At 37.7% G+C, this 25,033-nt stretch carries 25 protein-coding genes and 1 pseudogene; 12 read left to right on the top strand and 14 right to left on the bottom strand.

From position 1 onward, the window contains the following. The first annotated feature begins 13 nt into the window (after positions 1–13). On the top strand, positions 14–850 hold the full coding sequence (locus AC3WV0_RS17805) for a sulfurtransferase (protein ID WP_488847444.1): 837 nt from the start codon (positions 14–16) through the stop codon (positions 848–850). Between the two features lie 70 nt (positions 851–920). Here the strand turns inward: AC3WV0_RS17805 and AC3WV0_RS17800 are convergent, their stop codons facing one another. Genes AC3WV0_RS17800 through AC3WV0_RS17790 form a run of 3 tightly spaced genes read right to left on the bottom strand, consistent with a single transcriptional unit; the run spans position 921 to position 2,315 of the window. Then, positions 921–1,247: an SUF system Fe-S cluster assembly protein gene (locus AC3WV0_RS17800; protein WP_090000491.1), complete on the bottom strand. Its 327-nt coding sequence runs from the start codon at positions 1,245–1,247 to the stop codon at positions 921–923. A gap of 3 nt (positions 1,248–1,250) precedes the next feature. Continuing rightward, positions 1,251–1,955: a 3'-5' exonuclease gene (locus AC3WV0_RS17795; RefSeq protein WP_488847443.1), complete on the bottom strand. Its 705-nt coding sequence runs from the start codon at positions 1,953–1,955 to the stop codon at positions 1,251–1,253. Between the two features lie 12 nt (positions 1,956–1,967). Beyond that, positions 1,968–2,315, bottom strand: a complete 348-nt coding sequence (locus tag AC3WV0_RS17790; protein ID WP_488847441.1) for a tRNA-binding protein — start codon at positions 2,313–2,315, stop codon at positions 1,968–1,970. A gap of 228 nt (positions 2,316–2,543) precedes the next feature. Here AC3WV0_RS17790 and AC3WV0_RS17785 point away from each other — a divergent pair, with 228 nt between their 5' ends. The 6 genes from AC3WV0_RS17785 (at position 2,544) to AC3WV0_RS17760 (ending at position 8,446) form a co-directional block, all read left to right on the top strand. Then, positions 2,544–3,119, top strand: a complete 576-nt coding sequence (locus tag AC3WV0_RS17785) for a DUF4840 domain-containing protein (protein WP_488847440.1) — start codon at positions 2,544–2,546, stop codon at positions 3,117–3,119. A 98-nt stretch (positions 3,120–3,217) separates the two neighbouring features. Continuing rightward, on the top strand, positions 3,218–3,784 hold the full coding sequence (locus tag AC3WV0_RS17780) for an RNA polymerase sigma factor (protein WP_488847439.1): 567 nt from the start codon (positions 3,218–3,220) through the stop codon (positions 3,782–3,784). Next, complete coding sequence (locus AC3WV0_RS17775; RefSeq protein WP_488847438.1) at positions 3,777–5,144, top strand: outer membrane beta-barrel protein; 1,368 nt, start codon at positions 3,777–3,779, stop codon at positions 5,142–5,144. Before AC3WV0_RS17780 ends, AC3WV0_RS17775 begins: the two co-directional genes overlap by 8 nt. A gap of 81 nt (positions 5,145–5,225) precedes the next feature. Further along, complete coding sequence (locus tag AC3WV0_RS17770) at positions 5,226–6,146, top strand: T9SS type A sorting domain-containing protein (RefSeq protein WP_488847437.1); 921 nt, start codon at positions 5,226–5,228, stop codon at positions 6,144–6,146. Between the two features lie 131 nt (positions 6,147–6,277). After that, positions 6,278–7,813, top strand: coding sequence for a YifB family Mg chelatase-like AAA ATPase (locus AC3WV0_RS17765; RefSeq protein WP_488847436.1), 1,536 nt, complete (start codon positions 6,278–6,280; stop codon positions 7,811–7,813). Between the two features lie 63 nt (positions 7,814–7,876). After that, entirely contained in the window at positions 7,877–8,446 is a 570-nt protein-coding gene (locus AC3WV0_RS17760) for a hypothetical protein (protein ID WP_488847435.1), read from the top strand. Between the two features lie 166 nt (positions 8,447–8,612). On the opposite strand, the gene AC3WV0_RS17755 is transcribed toward AC3WV0_RS17760, so the two are convergent. Both AC3WV0_RS17755 and AC3WV0_RS17750 read right to left on the bottom strand, forming a co-directional pair. Beyond that, the gene (locus AC3WV0_RS17755; RefSeq protein ID WP_488847434.1) at positions 8,613–9,089 is read right to left on the bottom strand and encodes a YdeI/OmpD-associated family protein; all 477 of its coding nucleotides are present in this window, start codon (positions 9,087–9,089) and stop codon (positions 8,613–8,615) included. Positions 9,090–9,236: 147 nt separating this feature from the next. After that, positions 9,237–11,438 carry a S46 family peptidase gene (locus AC3WV0_RS17750; RefSeq protein ID WP_488847433.1) on the bottom strand — a complete coding sequence of 734 codons (2,202 nt, stop codon included), beginning with the start codon at positions 11,436–11,438 and terminating at the stop codon, positions 9,237–9,239. 87 nt (positions 11,439–11,525) lie between these two features. On the opposite strand from AC3WV0_RS17750, the gene AC3WV0_RS17745 reads away from it, so the two are divergent. Next, positions 11,526–11,978, top strand: coding sequence for an META domain-containing protein (locus AC3WV0_RS17745; protein WP_488847432.1), 453 nt, complete (start codon positions 11,526–11,528; stop codon positions 11,976–11,978). 442 nt (positions 11,979–12,420) lie between these two features. Here the strand turns inward: AC3WV0_RS17745 and AC3WV0_RS17740 are convergent, their stop codons facing one another. The 9 genes from AC3WV0_RS17740 to AC3WV0_RS17700 all read right to left on the bottom strand — a co-directional run bounded on the left by AC3WV0_RS17740 (position 12,421) and on the right by AC3WV0_RS17700 (position 19,210). Continuing rightward, positions 12,421–13,305, bottom strand: coding sequence for a hypothetical protein (locus tag AC3WV0_RS17740; protein WP_488847430.1), 885 nt, complete (start codon positions 13,303–13,305; stop codon positions 12,421–12,423). A gap of 10 nt (positions 13,306–13,315) precedes the next feature. After that, positions 13,316–14,656: a beta-carotene 15,15'-monooxygenase gene (locus AC3WV0_RS17735; RefSeq protein WP_488847429.1), complete on the bottom strand. Its 1,341-nt coding sequence runs from the start codon at positions 14,654–14,656 to the stop codon at positions 13,316–13,318. A 6-nt stretch (positions 14,657–14,662) separates the two neighbouring features. Further along, the gene (locus AC3WV0_RS17730) at positions 14,663–15,070 is read right to left on the bottom strand and encodes a hypothetical protein (RefSeq protein WP_488847428.1); all 408 of its coding nucleotides are present in this window, start codon (positions 15,068–15,070) and stop codon (positions 14,663–14,665) included. Beyond that, positions 15,039–15,470: a DUF6804 family protein gene (locus AC3WV0_RS17725; RefSeq protein WP_488847427.1), complete on the bottom strand. Its 432-nt coding sequence runs from the start codon at positions 15,468–15,470 to the stop codon at positions 15,039–15,041. Before AC3WV0_RS17725 ends, AC3WV0_RS17730 begins: the two co-directional genes overlap by 32 nt. A gap of 7 nt (positions 15,471–15,477) precedes the next feature. Further along, a complete protein-coding gene (locus tag AC3WV0_RS17720) occupies positions 15,478–15,993 on the bottom strand; it encodes an SH3 domain-containing protein (protein WP_488847424.1) in 516 nt (171 codons plus the stop codon). A gap of 57 nt (positions 15,994–16,050) precedes the next feature. Beyond that, on the bottom strand, positions 16,051–16,413 hold the full coding sequence (locus AC3WV0_RS17715) for a YegP family protein (RefSeq protein WP_488847422.1): 363 nt from the start codon (positions 16,411–16,413) through the stop codon (positions 16,051–16,053). Positions 16,414–16,646: 233 nt separating this feature from the next. Continuing rightward, the gene (locus AC3WV0_RS17710) at positions 16,647–17,309 is read right to left on the bottom strand and encodes a response regulator (protein WP_488847421.1); all 663 of its coding nucleotides are present in this window, start codon (positions 17,307–17,309) and stop codon (positions 16,647–16,649) included. Positions 17,310–17,312: 3 nt separating this feature from the next. Beyond that, positions 17,313–18,941 carry a tetratricopeptide repeat-containing sensor histidine kinase gene (locus AC3WV0_RS17705; RefSeq protein WP_488847420.1) on the bottom strand — a complete coding sequence of 543 codons (1,629 nt, stop codon included), beginning with the start codon at positions 18,939–18,941 and terminating at the stop codon, positions 17,313–17,315. A gap of 62 nt (positions 18,942–19,003) precedes the next feature. Then, positions 19,004–19,210 carry a hypothetical protein gene (locus tag AC3WV0_RS17700; protein ID WP_488847418.1) on the bottom strand — a complete coding sequence of 69 codons (207 nt, stop codon included), beginning with the start codon at positions 19,208–19,210 and terminating at the stop codon, positions 19,004–19,006. Positions 19,211–19,637: 427 nt separating this feature from the next. Here AC3WV0_RS17700 and AC3WV0_RS17695 point away from each other — a divergent pair, with 427 nt between their 5' ends. The 4 genes and pseudogenes from AC3WV0_RS17695 to AC3WV0_RS17680 form a co-directional block, all read left to right on the top strand. Next, positions 19,638–20,408 carry a hypothetical protein gene (locus tag AC3WV0_RS17695; RefSeq protein ID WP_488847417.1) on the top strand — a complete coding sequence of 257 codons (771 nt, stop codon included), beginning with the start codon at positions 19,638–19,640 and terminating at the stop codon, positions 20,406–20,408. A 72-nt stretch (positions 20,409–20,480) separates the two neighbouring features. Then, on the top strand, positions 20,481–22,274 hold the full coding sequence (locus AC3WV0_RS17690) for a metallophosphoesterase (protein WP_488847416.1): 1,794 nt from the start codon (positions 20,481–20,483) through the stop codon (positions 22,272–22,274). Between the two features lie 313 nt (positions 22,275–22,587). Beyond that, the gene (locus AC3WV0_RS17685) at positions 22,588–23,196 is read left to right on the top strand and encodes a hypothetical protein (RefSeq protein ID WP_488847415.1); all 609 of its coding nucleotides are present in this window, start codon (positions 22,588–22,590) and stop codon (positions 23,194–23,196) included. A gap of 546 nt (positions 23,197–23,742) precedes the next feature. Continuing rightward, a pseudogene (locus AC3WV0_RS17680) lies at positions 23,743–25,033 on the top strand (hypothetical protein); the annotation flags it as partial.

Raw genomic sequence — 25,033 nt, 5'->3', positions numbered from 1 at the left:
AAAAATCAATACAATGTCACCAATAATTTCTCCTTCCGAATTCAAAAATCTTTCCACAGAGAATCTTGTTATTCTTGATGCAAGAGCCGGTAAAGATGTTTACCAGAATTATTTGAATAAACATATTAAAGGTGCCGGATTTATAGATCTGGATAAAGATCTGGCAGAAATCGGTAATGACGCAGCCTTTGGAGGAAGACATCCGCTGCCAAGTATTGAAAAATTTGCACAAACATTATCAAAATTCGGAATTTCAGAAGATTCTCATATTATTGTTTATGATGATAAGAGCGGAGCCAATGCTGCCGCCAGAGTTTGGTGGATGCTGAAAGCTTTTGGATTTGAAAAGGTGCAGGTTTTAGACGGTGGTTTTCAAAATGCTGAAAAAGAAGGTCTTGAACTTACTTCTGGCGAGGAGCACTTTAAAAAAGCTGAGGTAATTAAAAAAGACAATTGGCTTCTTCCTGTTTCGGCGCTGGAAGATGTTGAAAATGAATTAATAAACCATTCTTCTACGGTCATTGATGTCCGGGATGCCTATCGTTATAACGGTGAATCTGAACCTATTGATCTTGTAGCCGGGCATATTCCCGGAGCGATAAATATACCTTTTTCTGAAAATCTTGATGAAAATGGCAGTTTTCTTTCCCCGGAAATTTTAAAGGAAAAATATTCAAAATTATTTAAAGGAAAACCTGAAAACCTAATCATCCATTGCGGATCCGGAGTGACGGCTTGTCATACGATTTTAGCACTGGATTATGCCGGATTTAATATTCCGTCTTTATATGTAGGGTCCTGGAGTGAATGGAGCAGACGGGAAGGAAAGGAGATCGCGAGAGAAGTTTAGATCGTTAATATTCTGATTTTAAAACAAAGGCTGCCAAAGATTTTGACAGCCTGATTTATCTTAACTTAAATTAAAGCATTCCCAGCTCAAATTTGGCTTCTTCGCTCATCATATCTTTATGCCAGCTTGGTTCGAACGTGAGTTCCAGATCTACGCTTTTTACGTGTTCTACTTCGCCCACCTTGTCTTTTACTTCCTGAGGTAGCGTTTCAGCAACAGGGCAATTCGGCGTTGTGAGGGTCATGATGATCTTAACATCCGCATCATCGGAAATCTGAACATCATATACCAGTCCAAGCTCGTAGATATCTACCGGAATTTCAGGGTCATATACGGTTTTTAAGACTTTGATGATCTCTTCACCAATGTCAGCAATCTGATCGTCTGTAAATTTCATTTTTTAATCTAAATTGATGTACCTTTTCAATAAATCTTCCTGACGCATACGCCGGAAAATGTTTGCCAAAGTTAAGACATCTTTTTCACAATAGTCAACTATTCTTTGCAAGTCTTTCTCTATGTAGTAGATTGATGAAACCATTGAGCCGTCGATATCATCTTTCGGGGTTGGGATTCCGAAAAGATGAGCCAGCAGCTCCAAGGAAACAAAGCTTTTATAATCCCCGAATTTCCAGAGTTCCATTGTGTCAATATGCGGGATTTCCCAAGGCTTTTTTCCAAACATCTGAAATGGTACCGGTGGCATCATGCCATTAATCAGGAATCTCCGGGCAATCCACGGAAAGTCAAATTCTTTCCCGTTGTGGGCACACAAAATTACGTCCTTTAATCGCGGACTGTTGAAGATTTCTCCAAACTCCATGAGAATTTTTTTTTCGTCGTCTCCTGCAAAGCTTTTAATTTTTAGCGTATCATTTTTTTCCAGCATTCCGATGGTAATGCAGATGATTTTTCCGAATTCGGCCATAATTCCTGCTCTTTCGGAATAAAATTCACCGGCGGAAATTTCATCTTTTCTTTGGTGTTTTGTTTTTTTATCCCAAAGCATTTGCTCTGTTTCGGATAATTCTTCCCAGGCTCCGGAGCTTGGAACGGTTTCAATATCAATAAATAAGATTCTTTCCAGAGGGATGTGCTGTATCATTTGTTTTTAATTTTATCCTACCTGCATTCCGTTTTTTACCGGCAATGAAGGGGTCAGAAGGGTTACGTCTTTTTTATCCTCACCATACAATCCTAAAACCAGGCATTCGCTAAAGAAATTGGCGATCTGCTTTTTCGGAAAATTTACCACCGCCAGGATCTGCATGCCGATTAATTCTTCTTTTTGATATAATGAGGTTATCTGTGCAGAAGATTTCTTAATGCCTAAATCTCCAAAATCTATTTCTAGCTGATAAGAAGGGTTTCTGGCTTTTTCAAAATCATTCGCTGAAATAATGGTTCCGCATCTGATATCAATTTTTTCAAAATCTGCCCATGAGATTTCAGGTTTTACTGTCATGATAGAGAATTATATAGATTCTATGTTTTTGATTAAAATGTATGCTTTAGCAAAAGTATTAAAATAATGAAAGTTAAATAATTTTTAAAATATAAAAATTTTTCTGTTAAAAATCAGGTAATTATGAATTTTTTAAAGATTTCTGTCAATTTTCATGCAAGATTTCTCAAAATCAGGATTTATATAGTGAGTACTCAAGGATAATGTTTAATGTTAAAATTTAAAACAATGAAGAAAAAGACAGTACTTAATTTCCTGATCATTGCTGCAATTACCATATTAGGATTCTCATTAACATCATGTATGAATGATAATTATGAACCAATACCGGTAAAGCTGAACGATATCAACGGGAAATACCGTGCAAGATTAGTAACCTCACAGGGAGGAATGTTTAACGAAAAAATTATTGATTTTACCGCTAAAGACAGTGTTATCACATTCGGGAATTTTCCGGTAAGAGAGATCGTAAGAAGCATCATAAATGATCCTGTGAAAGCAGATACCGTTTTGGCACATTTAGGAAAAATTGAATATCAACTGAATTTTAAACCCAAACTAAATCCGGAACAGAATGTTGTAGAGCTTACTTTTGAACCGAAAATCCTTAGTTTTCAAATGACGCTGGATGGAGTGACAAAAGAGGTTTCAGTCATGATGGCAGCCAAGCAAAAAGGTTTTTTTGTAGGATACGACTGGTCTATGAGATTTGGTTGGGAAGCAGAAAAAATAACCGTTGGAGGAGTTGATCTGACCCCTTATCAGAGCATAAAGTATGAAATTCCCATTAGTATTAAAAATTAGGCAACGGTTATTGGCAAGATAGGCAGGCTTCAATTTGGAGCAGCCTATCTTTGCATTATGTTAAGTAAGTGGAAATCCGTGAGGATGCCATACAATCAATGAAAGAAAGTAACGAACAAATTCTAGTTAACCGCCTTTTACAAAAGGAAGAAGCGGCCTGGAAAGAGCTTTTTGAAGTTCATTCAGGCAGTCTGGCCTATGTTTGTTCGAGATATATCATTGACAGAGATAGTGTGAATGATGTATTACAAAACAGCTTTATACAAATGTTCCGTTCGATAGATTCTTTTGAATTCAGGGGAAACGGTTCTTTGAAAGCCTGGATCACCCGAATTGCAGTCAATGAATCTTTAAAGCATATTAAACAAAATGTAGATTTTAAGATCATCGCTGATGATTCGGAAATTCCGGATGTACAGCATGAAGATGAGCCTGATCTTGAGGAAATATCGCAGCAGGAAATTATGAATATGATCCATACGCTTCCGGACGGCTACAGAACGGTTTTTAATCTGTTTGTTTTTGAAGAGAAAAGTCACAGAGAAATAGCGGAAATACTGGGAATCGCAGAAAATTCATCAGCATCGCAGTTTCACAGGGCAAAATCAATGCTTGCCCGGAAAATAAAAGAACATACAATATCTAAAACAGCGCAATATGAGTAATGAATGGTTAAATGATCTGCGCAGAAAAATGGAAGATCACACAGAAGATGTTCCTGATGGATTGTGGAAGAGTATCAGTGAAGAATTATTTGTAAAGGATGAGACCAAGGGAATTCCTGGTCCCGTACCTGGTGATCTGAAGGCGCAGAAGGCTGTTATTCCATTTAATCATTTACCGTTATGGTATCGTATTGGCGGTACTGCGGCGGTTATTGTCTTGTTCTTGATTCTGGGTAGGCTGTTTGATTTTAATATTAAAAAGCAAGACAGGGAATTAAAAAAGGAACATAAAATCACGGGAAAAGATTTTAAGAATCGTACGATATTAGAATCTAAAGAGTCTGCTGTTTCTTCCAGTAAAATTGTTAAAATACAGCAATTTGATTTTAATAAAAGAACAGCATTACCTGTATTTAAAGATTACACTGAAATTCCTGTAAACAGCATTAATCCTGCAATACAAAACCAGGATAATACTTCTGTAAATATTACGAATGATAATGGTTCTAATCAAAGTTTAGTACAGGAAAAAGAAGCGCTTTCGATTGAAAACAAATCTGATCACGAAGAGGCTGAAACCAATCCTCTCATGACAAAAGAAGAAAGGGAATGGAAGGAAAAGTTTGAAAAAGATCAAAAATCAAAGCTGGCACTAAACAAAACTAAAAAAAACTGGATGTTTGGTCTTGCTACGGGCAACGCCTCCTCAAATACTATTGACCAGTTTCCGGGATATGCCGCTCTGAACGGAACAACGCCCAGCCTTCCTGAAATCTGGGGACTGGAAACAGGCGAAGATCCTTTGATGGCGATTCTTCTTGCCAATCAGGATAAAAAAGTGGATGCAACCATCAGACATAAAACCCCGATCACTTTCGGAGCTTCCGTGTACAAGAATTTGGGAAAAAGATGGAGCATCGGGACAGGAATTAATTATACAAAGCTTTCTGCGGAACTAACTACGGGAAGTCAGTCTGATTTTATCAGCAGTGAACAGAATATTCATTATGTAGGCATTCCGGTTCAGGTGAATTATAATGTCATGAAAAAAGGTGCTTTTACAGGCTATGTGACAGGAGGTGGGGCAGTGGAGAAAGCTGTTTCCGGAGATATCAGGACAAAATATATTGTAGACGGAACGGTAAAACAGGAAACAAAAGAGGAAATCCGTGAAAAACCCGTTCAGGTATCTGTAAATACAGCCGTAGGTGTTCAGCTTAAAGTCGTAAAATATATAGGAATTTATGCCGAGCCGGGAATAGGATATCATTTCAAAGACAACAGTCCACTGAAAACCATTTATAAAGAAAAACCTTTGAATTTTAATATAAAGTTCGGGATCAGAATATTGCTTGATTAGTCGCAGATAATAATGACAAAATAATTTTATATGAAAACAAAACTGATTTTTTTAAGTCTTTTATTTTTAAGTTTTTTAAACATGAAAGCACAACAATGTACCCCGGAAATTACAAGTCCGCGGCTGGGAACCATGTTCCCTGATAAAGTCGTTTTCTGTAATACGGAAACAGAAACGCTTTCAACAACTCAGACCTACGGATCTTATCAATGGTATAAACAGGAATGGGACTGGCAAACACCGAATACGAATCCATGGGTACCAATTCAAGGGGCAACATCGCAAACCTTAACGATCAACGGAACCGATGATATGTTGTATTATTTTAAAGTTGAAGTGACCCAGGCCGACTGTACCGCAGAAAGTACGCCTATCCTTGCTGATGGTTATGCTTACGGACTTCCTTTCATGATGGTCGATTTGCAGCCGGGAACTTTTGAAGAGATTGCTCCGGGAGAATATAACGTTTGCGAAGGAGCTTCAGTACAGTTTAACGACGGATTTCCAGAGCTTTATGGAGCCCATAAATGGTTTAGCTGTCGTCCGGGAAGTAATCCGCCCTCATCTTCGGATCCTTGTATTATTCCGGGAGAAACAGGAGATTCTTACACCGCTACAACTTCGGGAACTTTTGGATTCTACGCCTGTACAGAATATTGTCCTGATCAGTGTGAAATGCTTTCAGAATTTGCTTTTACGAAGTTAAATTTCGGAAACTGGGATTTTTGTGGAACTCTTGGTACTGGTGAAACGAAACCGAAAGAGAATAACCTCAGCGTTTATCCGAATCCTGCATCACAGGTCATTTACATCGGAAAAGAATCCGATAAGAAATATACTGAAGTATCCATCATTGACATGTCAGGAAAGCTGATCCGGCAAAAAAAGGATCATCGGTTTTCTGAAGCTATTGATGTAAGCTCTTTAGTTCCTGGAACCTATATTATCGTATCTAAGTCTGAGAACGGGAAAGTATTTAAAAATAAATTTATCAAGAAATAGATCTAAGTGATAGTTTGAATTCAATTTGATGAGAGGCTCCGGATTAATGTACGGAGCCTTTTTTATGTTGTCATAAATTTTCGTCAGGGCAGAAGATAAAAAATTATTATTTTTGCATCAAAACACAGACAATGTTGATAAAAATTTATGGAAGTGCAATTCATGGCGTTTCTGCCCAAACCATCACTATTGAAGTTAATGTTGATACCGGCGGAGTAGGATATCACCTGGTAGGTCTTCCGGATAATGCGATCAAAGAAAGCAGCTACAGAATTTCTGCCGCTCTGAAAAATGTCGGATTCAAGATTCCCGGAAAAAAAATCACGATCAATATGGCGCCTGCCGATCTCCGTAAAGAAGGTGCTGCCTACGATTTGAGCATAGCCATCGGTATCCTTGCGGCGTCTGACCAGATTCTTGCAGAAAATATTCAGGACTATATTATTATGGGAGAACTTTCTCTCGACGGAACACTACAGCCCGTGCGTGGTGTTTTACCGATCGCTATACAGGCCCGTGAAGAAGGTTTTAAAGGAATTATTCTTCCGAAACAAAATACACGTGAAGCTGCTATTGTAAACAATCTCAATGTTTTTGCGGCAGAAAATATCAGGGAAGTCATTGATTTTTTTAATGAAGGCAAACCGTTGCAAAAAGTTGAAATAGATACCAGGAAAGAATTTCAGGAAAAGATAAATGATTTTCCGTTTGATTTTTCCGAGGTTAAAGGCCAGGAAACTGCAAAACGGGCTATGGAAGTTGCCGCAGCAGGTGGACATAATATTATTTTGATTGGCCCTCCCGGAAGCGGAAAAACCATGCTGGCCAAAAGAGTTCCCAGTATTTTACCACCATTAAGTTTAAAAGAAGCGTTGGAAACCACAAAAATACATTCCGTTGCCGGCAAGATGGGAACAGAAACTTCTTTAATGACGGTTCGTCCCTTTCGTGCACCACACCACACGATTTCTGATGTTGCCCTTGTCGGTGGTGGAGGTTATCCGCAACCGGGAGAGATTTCTTTGGCTCACAACGGCGTGCTGTTTCTTGATGAAATGCCGGAATTTAAGAGAACGGTACTGGAAGTCATGAGACAGCCGTTGGAAGATCGTGAGGTAACGATTTCCCGGGCGAAATTTACAGTGAATTATCCTGCAAGCTTTATGCTGGTCGCCTCGATGAACCCAAGTCCGAGCGGATTTTTTCCTGATGATCCGAACAATACTTCTACAGTCTACGAAATGCAGCGTTATATGAACAAGCTTTCAGGGCCACTGCTGGACCGAATTGATATTCACATTGAAGTGCAGAAAGTAGAATTTGAACAGCTGGCGGAAAGGAGAAAAGGTGAGAAAAGTGAAGAGATCAGAAAACGGGTTTTATTGGCCCGTGAAATTCAGAGAGAGCGGTATAAAGATTTGAAAATAAGCTACAACGCTCAAATCGGACCAAAAGAAATTGAGAAATATTGTAGCCTGGACGAAAGCTCATTTAGCCTGATAAAAACAGCCATGGAAAAACTGAATCTGTCAGCAAGAGCATACGACCGAATTCTGAAAGTGTCCCGAACGATTGCCGATCTGGAAGGGTCCGAAAATATCCTTTCTTATCATGTTTCAGAAGCGATACAGTATAGGAGTCTGGATCGTGAGTTTTGGAATGGGTAGAGATATTTATTTAATACAAGACAGCCTCTTGTTTTATTATTTAAAAAGCTAAAAAATGAGGAAATGTGTATACAAAAGAAATTTACCAATAAGAATATTTATAGTTTTTTATTCTTAGTTTTTTCCATTGCTATATATTCACAGCAATACCCTATTAAATATGGAATAGGAGCAGGATGGAATTATTCTAATGTAAATGCCATAGATGAAAACGGTGATCCATCAGGATACGTTAGTGATATTATTGATGAGGTATATGGAGGTATAGTTTTAGAAAAGCAATTTACTCCCAAATCATATTTTAAAACAGGTATTTTGTTTTCTTTTACAGAGTCCATAAACTTTTTAGAGTTACCAATTTATTATAAAAATAACTTTTACAAGAATTTTTCTTTTTTTATTGGACCAAAGTTAAATTACATTCCTGATGTACAGAATAATAATTCTTATTATTTTAGAAAAAGGTTAGGAATTAGTGGAGATATTGGGATTGGCTATAAGATTTCAAACCATTTTACCGTTGAAGGAAATTTTTCCAAAGGGCTCACTAAGCAATATGATGATTTAATCCTGACTTATTATCAAGCTCGAAGAGATGTTTATAGAATTGGAGTAACCTATTTTTTCAATTAATAGTCTATAATTCAAAATTATAAGACAGTATAAAATGATTGGTTTTATCACAAATGGATAAAGCCAATCTTTTTACTTTAAATGTGAACATTGTTGGGGTAAGAACAAGATTTTACTCATTAACCTTGACGATGTAAAATACGAAATACGGCAAATTATTTCGAATTCAACCCCCCTTCTTCCCATCCAGAATCATCTGTATCATTTTGACCTTCCGGTTTTCTCGTGTTTCCGGTTTTTTGGCTTCATCAATCCATCGGATATATTCTTTCCGGTGCGTGTAGCTCATCTTGTCGAATAATGTTTTGGCTTCAGGATTTTCATCGAAAACGATAAGAATATCATCCGCAATTTCTACCGTCCTTTCTTCTTTGTCTTCGACAAGGCTCACGGAAATCTCATCACCGAAAGTCTTTCCCAGTTGCTTCCTGATTTCCTGGGTCAATCCTAACATGTGACAGTCGGATTTCATTTTTGCAAGGCTCCCGCGGTATTCTACTTTATCATCGAAGAGGGCTTTAATTTTTACCTGTCCTTTTTTATTAAATAACTCTTCCGTAGAAAACGGAAACTCTACGAAAGCGGCGTTCATGGTGCCATGCTGTTTAATGACGGCGTTGAATTGTATAGGCTGAGGCTTCATTTGCTTAGTTTTTAGACTAGTAATAATTTATATTTTAGAGTTAATTGAATCATAAATTCAACATTAAATTTATGATTTAATTTAAACTTAAGAATAAAAAAACCGCGAAAGAAAACTTTCACGGTTTTTAAAATATATCGGTTAGGATTATTTTCTTTTTCCTTTAGCAGAAGTTGCTTTAGGCATTTTTGTTTTGGTATCTGCAGGCGTGTTTTCGTCTCTTACCAATTGTAATTCGTCGATCAGTCTTCTCGCACCGGCATATTTGTCGATTGTCCAAAGAACGAAACGAACGTCTACGTTGATGGTTTTTTGCCATTCAGGTTCGAAAACGATGTCTCCGCTTAATGCCTCACTGTTTCCGTCGAACGCAATACCGATAAGGTTTCCGTCTCCGTCGATTACTGGTGAACCAGAGTTTCCTCCAGTAATATCATTGTTGGAAAGGAAGTTAACAGGCATATATCCTTTAGCATCTGCATACTGACCGAAATCTTTAAGGTTATAAAGATCGATTACTCTTTGTGGAAGATCAAACTCTTCATCACCTTTCTTGTATTTCCCAACAAGACCGGTCATATCTGTATAATAGTTATCTGTAACACCGAAGTAGTTTCTGTCTGTTCTTATAGGCAATGTATCTACTGTTCCGTATGTAAGTCTCATGGTAGAGTTAGCATCCGGGTAGAACTTTTTCTCAGGCATTGCCTTCATTAATCCTGCTAAGAATAATCTATTGTTTTTAGCAAAATTATCATCAATTTTCACGAATCTTTCTGCAGAAACTTTCTGGTCAGCAACAATTCCGTTGGCGATTTTCCAAAGCGGGTCAGCATCCAGTTTCAATTTGTCCGGATTCAGAACGAAGTCGGTTGCAGAAGTTTTGTTGGCAAAGATCGAAGAATAGGCAACATTAGAAAGATTCTTAGCATCAAGACCCATAATGGTTTCTGAGGCTACGTCTTTGTTTACTCTTGTCTGGTAAAGATTGACCATAGAATTCATCATTTCACCTTCAAGCTTGGTGTTGATGTTTTCGTAAGCTGATTTTAAAGCAGCATCTACTTTAGGCTTCATGGCAAGTCTGCCTTTCATATCCTGGTCTGCATACGCTTTAAGCACGCTTCCTACCTGTAATGCCAGCGAGAAATATTTTGCATTTCTCGAAAGCTGAGACATATACATTCTTTCAACATTTCTGTCAGAAGTCTGCTTGTAATAAATACCGATATCTTCCAATACCATTTCATATTCAGCAAGATTTTCCGGTTGCAGCGCCCATGTTTTAAATCTTTCTTCTACCTTTTGCTTGTCGGTAATTGTTCCGTTCTTAATAACGGCGTCGATCGTTCCCTGTCTGTTTTTCCAGTAGTTAGCTACTGAAGCATATTGAGAAGCATAGTTCAGCTGCGTTCCTTTATCCTTATCCATGTATTTTTTCATAACATCCATGGCAAGTTTCGAAGCTTCAACCCAAGCTGGGTAATCTTTGTTTACCATCTGCTGAATTCCATAAGAAGTCAGGTAACGGTTTGTTCTTCCCGGATATCCTAAGATCATTGAGAAATCTCCCGGCTTTACCCCTTTAAGGGAAACAGGTAAGAAATGCTTAGGCTTTAAAGGAACGTTGCTTGGAGAATATTCTGCAGGATTTCCTGCTGCATCGGCGTACACTCTGAAAACAGTGAAATCTGCAGTGTGTCTAGGCCATTCCCAATTGTCGGTATCGCCCCCGAATTTTCCTAATGCGGATGGCGGAGCACCCACCAATCTGATATCTTTATAATCCTGATAAACAAAATAATAAAATTCATTTCCGTTAAAGAAATCTCTTACGACTACTGTATATTTTCCGTTTTCAGAATTTTCAGACTGGATCGCTTTCGTTTCAGCATCGATCACCGCTTTTCTTTCTGCAGCGGACATGTTGTTGTTTAATTTTGAATTGATTCTTTGTGTAGCATCATCCATTCTTACCAAGAATCTTACATACAGATCTTTAGCATTGAATTCATCTTTCTGCTTCATCGCCCAGAATCCGTTCTTTAAATAATCTTTTTCAGGAGTAGAAGCTGCTGCTACTGCACCATAACCGCAATGGTGGTTGGTGAAGATAAGGCCCTGTCCGGAAACAATTTCTCCCGTACAGAAACCTCCGAAGCTTACGATAGCATCTTTTAAGCTCGAATTATTCACGGAATAAATTTCTTCCGGTGTAAGATGCAAACCTTCTTTTTGCATATCTACACCATTAAGTCTCTTAATAAGCATTAACAACCACATTCCTTCGTCTGCCCTCATCTGGGCAAAACTTAAAAGGAAAGTGAATAGTAGAAGTATTCTTTTCATTTTATAAAATAATTTTTGTGTCGCTAATTTACTAATTTTTACCGTATTCTGGCCCCGGAATGGTATGAAATTGGTTTTTGGAAGCGTATGAAAACAATATTAGTTTCGATTTTGAGTGTTTTATTTTCAGGAATATTGCTGAATTGTAGTACAGTAAACAGCAATACCTCACATTCAAATCAGGATGCCCAGCTTCACAGAGAGTGGATGCTTGTCGCTTACGGAGATTATTCTAAATCTGACCTGATCAGTAAAGATGCCAAGATTAATCTTACAGAAAAGGCAGAAAACGGGAAAATCAGAGGAACTGCCTTTATGGGCTGCAACGGGATGTTTTTTACTTCCGAATTTAAAAGTGACGGAAATGTAAAAATATCAGAGATCGGCTCTACCCTGAAAGCCTGCCAGGATATGAAACTGGAAATGGATTTCGGAAAGGAATTCAAAAATATGACTAAATATTCTGTACAAGGACATTCTTTAACCTTTACTGATGATCAGGGAAATAAGATGGAATTCGTAGCGGCGGACTGGGATTAATTAAAAAAAAGCGGAGAATTATTTCTTCGCTTTAACGATCAGCTATTAAAAAAGACCTCAAAATTTACTTCTACCAGATTACACTCTCCGGAAATCTGTTTAATCTTAATCTACCATATTATATTCTCACGGCAGCCTGATTTAGTTTAATCTATCAGTTTAGAATAAATCAGAAGTCCGGTTTAGTCTAAACTGACAGTTTAAATTAAAATGGTAAATCATTTTAAATGAAAACATCTTTTTACCACTAAGGATTTACTGCATAACGTCTTATTTTTTTTATGCTTCGTCCATTCGAGTGTTTTTTCGTAACAAAGTGGAGAAAAAATGTATCGAGAATGAAATTTATCCTCAAAACCAACTTCTCGATACGATTTTTTCAAAATCTACTCGAAGTGACGGAGATGAATCAAATGCAGAACGCGTATATTAATTGTGTTTTTTAGTTTTTCCCTGAAATTGATTTTAAGATAATCGGTTCCAGGTTAGAAGGAAGATCGGCAGATTTTATCTCGTACTTTTTGATTTTCATTTCTTTAAACCAGTTTTCCCAATATTCTTTAATAACAGCTTCTTCGAAAGGATTTCCTTTTTCGGGATTGATTCCCAGGACGATCACTTCCAGGTTGCTGAGGTTGTCATTGGCCTTCACAAAACCGTAAGTATTCTTTTCGATTAAATTTTTAAAATCAGAAGTGGTGAGATGGTTGGCTTTAATTAATTTACCGGTCAGATAAGAAGTCTTGTTTCCTTCTGCAAACTTCGTGTTTTCGTGGTACATATATCCATCCGTGAGAATAAAGAGGATGTTTCTTTTGTCATCCTTGATGCAGTAATCTTTTACCTTATTTTTAAAAAACTCCCAGATATCGGAACCCACATAATTTCCATCTTTAATCGCCGACTGATAAATGTGTAAAGGCAATTCAGAATACTTTTTATCAACCTCATCAAAATAGGTTCTTTGGGTATTTTTGGTAAATGAAACTTTCAGCTCTTTCGTAAAGTCATTGATTTTCGGATCGGAAGGTTCAGGATTAAAAAACACCTGCATCTGATCGTCGTAAGTGATAATTTTCTTGGATTTGATGTGATTTAAAAATCCTTTTTCAATCGCTTTGATGTACTCCACATCTCTTTGGAAATACGGCATCGTAGGATTAGGGTTGGTTTCGGGATCGATCCGATCTGATAAGTCGATCAGGATGCTGATATTGATATTATTTGAGTCAATTTTAGACGGACAGTTGATGCAGGGACGTTTAGGTATTTCTTGTTTACATGAAATCAAAGAAATAACCATGAACAGATAAAATATTTTTTTCATAAGATTGATTTTATAAGGCTGATAAATACACTAAATTCTGAGTATCCGAATTGGCTCCGACCCTTTCGAGATTGGTTTCATACGTCTCAATACAGCTGTCGATCATTGTCTGTTTTTCTGTTTTGGAAACCGCAATTTTTTCTCCGATGAACGTGATCCAGCCCTGAACATATTCTGAAGCATACAGCTTATAATCTTTGGTAGGAATAATAACGCCGTCTATGATATTCTGAAGTTCTTCGATCCTGCCGCGTGTCTTGATGATCAGCTCTTTAATGTTTCCGATGTTTGCTGTAATTTCTTCGATTTCATTTTTTAATGCAGTGATTTTTTCTGAAAGAGAAAGTATTTTTTTCTGCCTGATTTCCTGTTCGCTTCTTATTCGGTCTTTTTCACGATGCTCTTTCATGACGAAGTCAAAAACCAAGCCCCAGATGATGTAGACAATGAATCCTGCGAAAATAATTCCCCAAAACTGAATCTTGGTAAACGCGATTTTCAGATCAAAAAGAGGAGAATCAAAGGTTTTATTTAATTCATATAATTTTGATTCGATCTCATACGCCAAAATAGAATCGAAAACAAAAGTCACCAGAAACAGCAAGCCTAATTTGACATAATTGACTTTTGTTTTGTTTTCCCCGAACATGTGGATCAGAAAGCCTAAGCCAAGAAACACGAAGGGAATCAGGGTAACGAAAGCTACTTCAATGAATCCGTCATTCCAGGCCTTCATCCATGCATTGGCATCCAGAACACTCTGTATGACGGTGCTTTTTGCATCAAAGCTTTTAAAGAAAGCCGAATAGGAGGTGGAAATATAAAAGGTAGCTAAATATAAAGTAATGGGAATAAGAAGAATCAGTCCGATCCAGAATTTTGCAGAAGCTCCTTTGGTGGCTTTTACATTATATTTTTCTGGATTTCTGGGCAGATCAAGAATTTCGGATTTCAGATTTTCAATAGAATTCTGATGGTCTTCAATTTCCTTGTTTTTGGTTTTCAGCTGTTCCTCTTTAGTTTCCTGCGAAACCGTTAAGGCTTTGATTTCCGTTTCCCTGTTTTTCTGTTCATTGATGTAAGACTCTTTCAGCTTCTGCTGTTTTTCAACCATTTCTTTTTCTTCATTCTGGAATTTGGAATAAACAGCATCCAGGCAGATAGATAGGGTGGAGTGATTTCCGCTGGTACGCGAGCTGTCTCTGTATCCCGATTCGTGATAAGTTCTTTTCCTGCTTTCTTCAGAAGATTCTTCGTTTGTATTGATTTCGGCTTTAGGCGGTTGTTCCTCTTGCTTTTCTATCGGAACGGATTTTAGTTTGAATAAGTTTTTTATACTGGTGGTATCCATGGCAGATTAGTTTTTTAGTTCATATAAAATTTCACTTTTATTTTTTCCAATTTTTACGGCTTCGATGAGATAATCGACAATGGCCGTTACGTTTTCTTCCAGAAATCCGAACATCAGCACGTATTTCTGCATCGCAGAATATTCATTGGGAGAAACGACTCCGTCTGCCCAGATCATTACGGTGAGATCGTACAGATAATCTACTTTTTCCTCAATCGTTTGGGGAACAAGCGATTTTATGTTAATGGGATTTAAAAGCACTTCATCCAGGTTTTTGGAGGAAATACCTCTTTCTTCGGCGCTGCGGTACAGCATTTTCAGTTCCAGGGCACTGAAATCATCATCACAGATGGCCATTTGATACAATCTTAAGAAATGAGCTTTAAGATTTTCCGTTATCTGATTGTTTTCCATACAATTGTTCTTCTTTTGGTTTTTTAGGGTTAATAATTCGGTCCCGCGAAGGAACGCTGAGGTTGGCGGAATGATCTGCCGTTTCTTCGGTATTGGTGACTTCACTTTTCAGTTCCAGCTTATCCACAAAAGTGATCAGCAGAAATAATATTCCCGTAACCGTATCGATAGGAATCCACAAGCTTTTCCGGAAGAGATAAATGGGAAAAACAGGATTGAAAATGATAAGGACAACAAGAAAAATAATGCTGAAATAATGTTGTTTAGCGTGTACGGTTACGTACAGAACGAGTAACGCAGCAGCTGAAACGAGAATTCTGAGGAAAGTATAATACTCTATGGGAAGCCTGAAAATACCGATGAAACAACATAACGCACAGAAAGTGAGAAATGGTTTCATGATTAATTTATTGTAATTTTAAATCTTTATTAAAAACATATCCTTTCTTACCACTTGATTTCACCTGTACCCTGAACCATTGTCCTTCTTTTGAAAGCTGAATCAGTTTGGTATTTTTAGAAACGATGGTTATCACTTTAGATTTAAATGAAGGTTTTTCGTAAATAGTGGTGGCATTGATTCCTGCGATATACCTGTTGTTGGAATTAACATTTACGTTCAATTCAACTTTCGGAGCTTTAGCTCTTGAAGAGTTGTAAGAATCCGGAATTTTGTGCTTTTTAGATTTGCTCTTTTTATAGGAGCTGCCGGAAGATGAGGAGATTTTGCCGGAATTTCCACTGCAGACTCCACAGGTCCCGCCACTGCTGCAATGTCCGCATCGTGAGCAGTTTGAGCAGGCCGTACAATAGGCAGAACCGGTACATCTTCCATCATGTCCTATGCTGTCATTGGCTTTCACGCAGGAATGTAAAAGGAATACGCTGAAGGAAAGTATGATAAATGGTATTAGTTTTTTCATGGTTATTGATTTTTAATTATAATTTTCTAAAATTGGTAAAGCTATTTAGGTTGGTTATCATATATTAGGTTGGTTATCATATATATAGTCAATGGTTTCGTCGATAATTTCTGCAGTCGGAGCATTGATTTTTAAAGAGTTAATGCCGTTTTCCATTGCTAATTCTGTGTAATACAGCCGGCTTTTTCCTAAGATTCTTCCGTTTTTAGCTCTTAAGATGAAATATTCTCGATCGTTTTTTGCGATTTTTCTCACATATCTCCCATCATCATGAGCCATTGCTCTTACGGCTTCTATTCCGATCAGACATGAATATTTCTTATTATAGCCATCGCTTGTTAAAATGTTTTCTCCGCTGTCGGTCTTTAGATTAAACTGGAATTGCTCGTTTATCCTCTTGGTGATTATAAATTTTCCCATCGTTAATAACTTTTATTGTTTAATGAATCTGTCTGAAATTTACGTTCCGTTTAGAGTTTGATTTGCAGTGACAACAAATGGTATTATTTTATATTCCATGACTGTTTTTATTTTACACTCCAAAAATATAACCCTTTTAAAACCAATCCTTACGGTTTCCCGTAAAAACAAACAAAAATAAAAAAACCTTTCAAAAGATTCCGAAAGGTTTTTACATTGCTTTTTGGCCTACCTTATAATATGCCGATATCCTTGCACATAACAATCAGTTCAATATTGTTTTTAGCACCAAGACTGTCGCGAAGGTCATTCAATCTTTTTTCTATAGAGCTTTTGCTGTCCGGAGTAATGCCGTTCTTTTTAAAATGTTCTTCAATTTCGCTCTGCTTCCAGCCTTTGGAAAGAAGTTCAAGTAATAGAATGTCATAATCGGTAAAATCAAAAGACGTGTTTCGGATGGAGTTTAAAATCTCCTGCGGAATCACCGTTTCTCCGTTAAAAACTTTTTTTATTGTATTCTTCAGCTCTTTTCCGTCATTTCTCGCTTTGGCTACAAAACCGTTGATTTGATAAACTTTATAAAGGTCATCGATGATCTTAGGCTTTTTTTCTATTGAAAAGGCGATAACTTTCAAATTCGGCTGAATCTTTCGTGCTTCATGAATTAATTCCTGACCGGATTTTATTTTTTGATGAATATGATCCTTATCAAATGAGAGATCCGTGATAAGAAGGTCGTAAGGATTATTGTCATTAAATGCAGTCTGAATGTGTTTTAGTGCATCATCGCAATAACTTACGAAATCAGAATCTTTAATATTTAATTCTGCGAGAGTATTTACAATCCCGGAATTTCTGATCTCATGGTCTTCGGCTATTAGTGCTTTTTTAAACATAATTTAGTGTATTGGAATAGTTATTTGAATTATTAATCCGCCTGAAGGATTTTTTTCAAAAGTAATATCTCCGCCAATCGATTCAATACGGTTTTCCGTATTATGGATCCCTGCTCCTTTCCGGTCATTAAGATTTTCGATTCCAACACCGTTATCGGTGTATTTTATTTTTAAAAGATCTTTGTTTTTTTCAAATTTAAGGGAGGCCAGCTTTGCGTTGCTGTGTTTTTTCATATTCACCAAAATTTCACGTACGATATAATAAAGCTCAAGCTGAACATTGTAAGAAACGTTTTCCCAGATATTCTCATTATATCCCACGGTAAGAACCTTTTGCTCAGGAGAAGAATAAGACGAAATCATTTTAACAAAGCGCGACGAAAAATCTTCCTCGATGATCGTCTCATGAGAAATGTCCCTGGATTCTTCATACATCTTTTCAATATTATTAAGAATTCTGGTTTTATCCATTTCCGGATTATTCTGTACGTCTACCATCATATGGTAAAGCCCGTTTGCCACCACGTCATGCACTTTTTTGGATAGTTTGAGCTGGGTGTTTTTTACTTCGAGTTCTTTTTCTTGTTCAAGGCGTATTTTCCTTTTCCTGTACCAGAAGGCTCCGGCTATTAAAGCCAAACCTAAAGCTGCAATACCAAAATTTCGCTGTAATATTTCTATTTCTTTTTCCTCTTTTTCTTTCTTTATCTTATCAACATCAAATCTTATTATAGCAAATTGTTTCTGATCTTTGTTTCTAACAATTTGTAAGCTATCGGTCTTCGAATTGAACTTTTGAAAGTTTTGTAAGTAATTTTTGGGATCTAAAATAATAATTCTTTTTAATGCCAATATTTGATCACCAGGACTTTTATTATTGGTTGCTGCCTCAAGCATTTCTCTTGCAAAATACAGAGAAAGATTCTTATCTTTATTTAAATAATAAGTTGATAAAGTTTCAAAACTTGAATTTTGACCCGCCCCATCATCTTTTATTTTTCTAATTTCTAGTGCTTTATTTAATTCCGGTAATGGATTATAATTTGAATCAATAAGATATTTTGCCTTAGCGATATTGTTTAATGCTTTAGAATAATTAATACTATCTTTTACATGCATGGCTTTTTCTAAATAGGGTATTGCAAGATGAGGTTTTCCTATATTAATTAACAAATCACCAATATTATTATAACAAACAGATCTTGCTTCTTTATTATCAATATATTTTAATGCTTGGAGATAAAAACTGTAGGCATTTTCAAAGTTTTTAAGGTAATTAGATGCAATAGCCATATTATTATAGTTTGTACCAAGTAAAACTCTAACCAGGCTATCCGATTCTTTTTTAAGATATTTATTCGCCTGAAGCGAAGATTCAATGCCTCCTAAAAATTCGCCTTTGTCGGTTTGAATCATTGCCATATTTATCAATGATTTGGCTACGCCTATTGAATCATTAATTTCAATAAGATCATTTTTGGCTAAGTTGTAATAATAGAATGCCGAATCGTATGTTTTTGATTCTCTACATATAAATGCTTTATGAAAATTAGCATTATCGTCAGTACTAATATTTTCCTTTTTACAAGAAGATATTATTAATAATAAGATAAATAGAATTGGTATTTTCATGATATTTAGTTTGATGCAAAGTAACAAAAAGGACAGATAATATTATCTGCCCTTCTGAAAATTTATGGATTTGTAAATGGAGGAGGTAATTGTCCTGTATTTCCTCCCACAGGCTCTCCGTCTCCACCGGTTCCCTCTCCCGGATTTACTCCCGTTCCCGGATCTGTTCCGCTGCCCGGGGCTAATTGGGTGGTTACCTGTCCGTTGTTATTGGTATTGCATGTTGATGTTTGGGCATTATGGTGTCCGAATGCTAGTCCTAGTAGCATCAATATAAATTGAATCATTGTTTCAAAAAATTTAATTGTTAAAGCATTCGTGTTCTTCCCTGCGAAACCGATCGCAGGCGGTGTTACACGTTAAAAAATTTCGAAGCGCTTCTTAAATTTTTTGGGAAGTGAACCTTCAAAAACGAAAGAGAAACATCTGCTTCCCAACCCGGAGTTTTCTTCCGTCTTATCTGGTGTTTTTGGAAATCAGGTTTTTTGTTTTCTTGTTTTTATTTTTTTACCCCTGATTTCTTTTACAAATATCTAACAGAAATATCTGAATCTACGGACAGACGATAGACAGTTAGACAGTATGTAAATGTTTGATTTTTACGGCAAACCGTAAAAATTAATGTACTTTTTTGTCTAACTTGGACAGCAAATAATTAAACCCTGAAACGTTATGTATGAGAAGAAGAGATTTTTAATGAAAACTGTATTTGAAACAGCAAAAAGAGAGCTTCCCAGAGGAAGCAGAAGTTCTATCTCAAGTTATTTAAGTTCTCTTTTTGAAGACCGTTACGATTTCTCCAGAGATGAACGATCCTACACACGCTACTATAAGAGCCTAGTGGAGGAAAATACGGACTATAATATTGATGATTTGGCATTGCATTATTTGAGTAAATACATCGGGTATAATAGTTTTGATGATTTTTGCAATAGAGTCAATCTAGATGATAATGATTTGAGTACATTCTCTTTAAGCTTTAATGATATATCTGAAAGAATTCATCAAATATTTATTACAGTAACTCCTACAGTTGTATTACCTGACTTCATCAAGAAAAACGGATTAGGTATTCTCGAAATGACCTTTGTAATACTTCTCGCGACAGGAGGCGTCGTTTTTTCCAATCCCAAGAGCTCAAGCCGTTTGGGATTCATATCGGGTTCAAATCCTCCCGCCACAGATAAACCTTTTATGTATTGGGATAAAGACCGCTATATGGCGACAGACAGCAGCTACTTGGGGCCGCAGATAAAAGTGGAGCCAATGGATGACGAAAACTTCACCTATTTTAAAAAGATTACCAGACCCGATACATTGACAATAGATAATGCCATGCATAAAGTCTGGTATGATAAAAGCAATAACGAAGTGGAATTTTTTACAAGCTTCGGAAAACATCCTGAAAATGGAAAAACCCTGAAAGAAGTAACACCATATATAATTAGTACTTATGCAGGAGAATAACTTCCTTCACAATTATTTAAAATTCAATTAAACACCATCCTGAAATATTCCTTTACCTTCGCCTTTTTTAAGATGAATAAAGGAATATTCTCATTTTTAATCTTTGTATTTTCGGTTGTTTCGGCACAGGAGAAACCAGTGCAGATTGCCTTTCTGTCCGATGTTCATTTTCAGGATCTGTACGGAAGCTTTTCCGATAATGATTTTAAAGGGATCATGAATCCAAAGACGGGGAAGGCAACCATCCTTCGGACTATGGATGCCCAGCTTCATTCTACCAGGATCTTCAATGAAAACTATTTTGCCTTCCTGAAAGCACTGGAGGATATCGCCCAAAAAGGAATCCGGATTGTAGCGATGCCCGGTGATTTTTCAGATGACGGACAGGCGTACAATCTCCGCGGACTGCATAAGATTCTTGATAAGTACCATCAGAAGTACGGGATCGAATTTTATATCACCACCGGCAACCACGATCCGGTTGGCCCTTTCCGGCAGGATGCTGGAAAAGATGATTTTCTCGGACAGGATGGTTACCCGCTCGGAATTTACAGTAAAGAAAACATCGGGAAGACCGATCACAAAATCATCACCAGAGACATTGCAGAATCAGGATATCTTGAAATACTCGATGAGCTGAAAGACTTCGGGTTTTATCCTAAAAAAGAAAATCTGTTTTGGAGTACGCCGTTTTCAAAGTATTCCCTGCAAGATTATTCCTACAAAAGAGCGTTGCAGGATGCGGATTATGCTAAAAGAATGTACAACGTTTCCGAAGGTTTTCCGGTTCCTGACCTGAGCTATGTCGTAGAGCCGGCACAGGGAATTTGGTTGATGGCCATCGATGGAAACACGTATATTCCTAAAAATACCGTTGCTAATCCTGCCGATGCAGGTAATTATAAAGGTGCCGGCATCGGTTACAATAAGGTGCTCACCAATAAAAAACACCTGATCGACTGGGTAAAAAACACCATGTCAGAAGCCAGGAAATACGGGAAAACCGTGATTGCATTTACCCATTATCCCATGATCGATTATAACGACGGGGCAACGGACGAAATCAAAAAGCTGTTGGGAGAAAAGAAATGGCAGATGGAAAGACTGCCGGAAGAAGAGGTGGCAAAGGCCTTTGCAGAGGCCGGGCTGCAGGTTCATTTTGCCGGACATATGCACATCAATGATACCGGGATCAGGACAATAGAGAAAAACATGCTGGTGAATATCCAGGTGCCTTCACTGGCCGCTTATATTCCTGCCTATAAGGTGCTTACCATACATTCTCCTGACCAGATGGAGGTCCGTACGGAAGTTATCCATGATGTTCCGCGCTTTAATGAATTGTTCCCGCTGTATGAAAAAGAATATGATGTTCTGAAGAAAGAGGGGAAGAAAACCATTTGGAATAAAGATATTCTGAAATCTGCCTCCTACCACGACTTTATGCTGTTTCACCTGAAAGAGCTGGTACGGCTGAGAATGATCCCGGGTGACTGGCCCAAAGATCTTATCGAAAGCACAAAAGACCTCACCGGTGAAGATCTGTTACGGTTAGTACAGAATAAAGGGCTAGAGAAACAAAGAACAGATACCGAAGCTTTTAAGAAATGGAAAATGGAAGATCTGCTGCTGGATCTTTATAAATTTCAGTCGGCTGACGAACTGGCTTTTAAAGATATTCCTGCAGAAAGGCTTCAGCAATACCAGGTATTGGAAAAACTGTTTGATCATTATGAAGGAACAGATGCCCTGATGCTCAAGGTGAAAAGTATTTTTAAAATTCTCTCACTCCTTTCCCATGGAGATCCTGCTGATCATTTCGAGATCGATCTGAAGAAAAGATCCGTTAACAGGCTGCAACCGTGAATTAAGTCATTATTTCACAATTTGCTATACTTTGTAAAAAGAAAAAACGGGAATTATATCTTGGCATTAAAAAAAGTAGTCTGAGTGGGACTACTTTTCTGAGACAAATGTAAACAAATTATCTTTACTTCCAAATAATAATGCTTTGTTTTTTAATATGTTAATCAATTAAAAACTATCATTTCCTTTAAAAACTGGCGGTTTCAGAGGAAAAGAAACTGCCCTCGTTTTTACCCTGAAAAAACAAGATCATACTGATTGCTAGATCATTTGTTCTATAAGTAGTCCCACTCAGACTACTTTTTTAAACACAATGCAACTACAAATGATGACCCTTTCCCAGCTCCCTCATTTCCTGCGTTTTAGCGTAAGGATGCTGTGTTTGCAGGTATTATTCATTGTTGTTTTCATCAGTTCCCAGACTCCCTTTTCTTATTCCGATTCAACACTTTTTATCTCTGACGATTCCTATTTATATGTTGAATCACCGGTTCACATTTCCACTGCAACATCTCCGTCAGGAAAAAGTCAGCCATCAGAAAAACAATATAATAGGTTTAAACGTAAAACATTCTTCAAGCTAAAGACATCATTCATTAGCAAGAGCCAGGTCAACCAAATAAGCCAGATTTGCTTTACACTTCCAACGAGTTCACATTATGTTGGAAACTCAAATAATTCTTTATCAATAGCTGTTTTAGGGAGTTCTTTTCCTGCAAAACATCACAAAATGATAGACTCCGCTCTGAGAGTTTTCCTGGTCGCAAATCATATTAAAAAGAGACTTTTATATACTCTTATTAACCATATCAACCTCTTAAAAATTATCACCAATCACTTCAGTCGCCCTCCCCCTATATTTACGATCATTAGTAAACATCATTTATCAATGATCAATTATCATTCATCATATTTAACATAAATAAGCACAAACATCTATGCACAAATAACACAAATGCTTTAAATGCAACGGAACACTTTCCACTCCGTTTGTCATCCCGTAGGGATCTCAGCAAAGCATTTCAACACAACACTTGTGAAATTAGTGTTCAACTATCAGTACCATTTGTGTTTCGTCAATTCGAGTGTTTTTTCGTAACAAAGTGAAGAAAAAATGTATCGAGAATGAAATTGATAATCAAACTTATAAACTTCTCGATACGATTTTTTCAAAATCTACTCGAAGTGACGATAGACTCAGCGGACTCTTTTAAGTAGAACGCCTTTGTGAAACTCAAAAGCATATCATAGTTAAGAAACCTTAGTGCTCTTCGTGTTCAAAACAATGTGATAGACAATGTCAGGCTAAGCCTGTCGAAGCCCAGTTCATTAGTCTTAAAGAATCAGCTTCGCGGACTCTTTTAAGTAGAACGCCTTTGTGAAACTCAAAAGCATATCATAAATAAAAAACCTTAGTGCGCTTTGTGTTCACAAATTAAAAATAGAACAACAACCTAAATACAAAACAATGAAACATTTATTTACAACCGCCGCCGTGCTCTTCAGCATGACCGCATTCGCTCAGGTGGGGATTAATAATACTTCCCCAAAAGCAACCCTCGATATTACCGCCAAAACTACTGACGGCAGCAAACCCGAAGGATTGATCATCCCTCAATTATCCGGTAATAACATCCATACTGCCACAGCCGCAGCCGTCTATGGAGCAGCACAGAAAGGGCTTATTGTTTATGCCTCTTCAGCCGACTCTAATCCTACCGGGCCAACAGCTAATATTACCGCTGCGGGATATTATTATTTTGATGGAACGAACTGGCAGAAAATCTCTACAGGAAATACAGTCAGCACAACACTTGCCAGCGGAAATATCTTAGTGGGGAATGCATCAAATGTGGCCACAGCTGTAAGTCCGACAGGAGATGTCACCATTTCCAACACCGGAGCCACCACTATAGCAACTAACGCCGTAACAACATCGAAAATTGCCAATAATGCGGTAACCGTTGCCAAGCTTCCTACAGGAGCTACTGCGACAACCTTTTTACGAGGAGACGGAACCTGGGTGACACCAACTGACACAAATACTACCTATACCGCCGGAACCGGACTCACCCTGACAGGAACTTCCTTCTCGGCAAATGATGCTACGGCAACGACAAAAGGAATTATACAACTGGCAGGAGATTTAGCAGGACCTGTCGCTGCCCCTACCATTGCAAGCGGTGCGGTAACTTCTGCTAAAATAGCAGATGGTGCGGTAACAGCTTCAAAGCTTAACCAGATGTCCGCTACTTCAGGACAGGTACTTGGTTGGAACGGAACAGCCTGGGCCCCTACTGCCAATGGAATAAGTACTACCCTGAACAACGGAAACATCTTAGTGGGAAATGCTTCAAATGTGGCCACAGCCGTAAGTCCGACAGGAGATGTCACCATTTCTAATGCAGGGATAACTTCTATAGGCACAGGCAAAGTTAGCACTACACACCTTGCCAATAATGCAGTAACCGTTGCCAAACTCCCTGCAGGAGCTACTGCTACCACTTTCTTAAGAGGAGACGGAACCTGGGTGACACCAACTGACACAAATACTACCTATACCGCCGGAACCGGACTCACCCTGACAGGAACTTCCTTTTCAGCGAATGATGCTACGGCAACGACAAAAGGGATTATACAACTGGCAGGAGATTTAGCAGGACCTGTTGCTGCCCCTACCATTGCAAGCAATGCAGTAACTTCTGCTAAAATAGCAGATGGTGCAGTAACAGCTTCAAAGCTTAACCAGATGTCCGCCA

The sequence above is a fragment of the Chryseobacterium sp. 27AL genome (genome assembly GCF_057815395.1).
The sequence above is the reverse complement of the archived record's forward strand: the minus strand, read 5'-3'. Positions and strand labels throughout refer to the sequence as shown.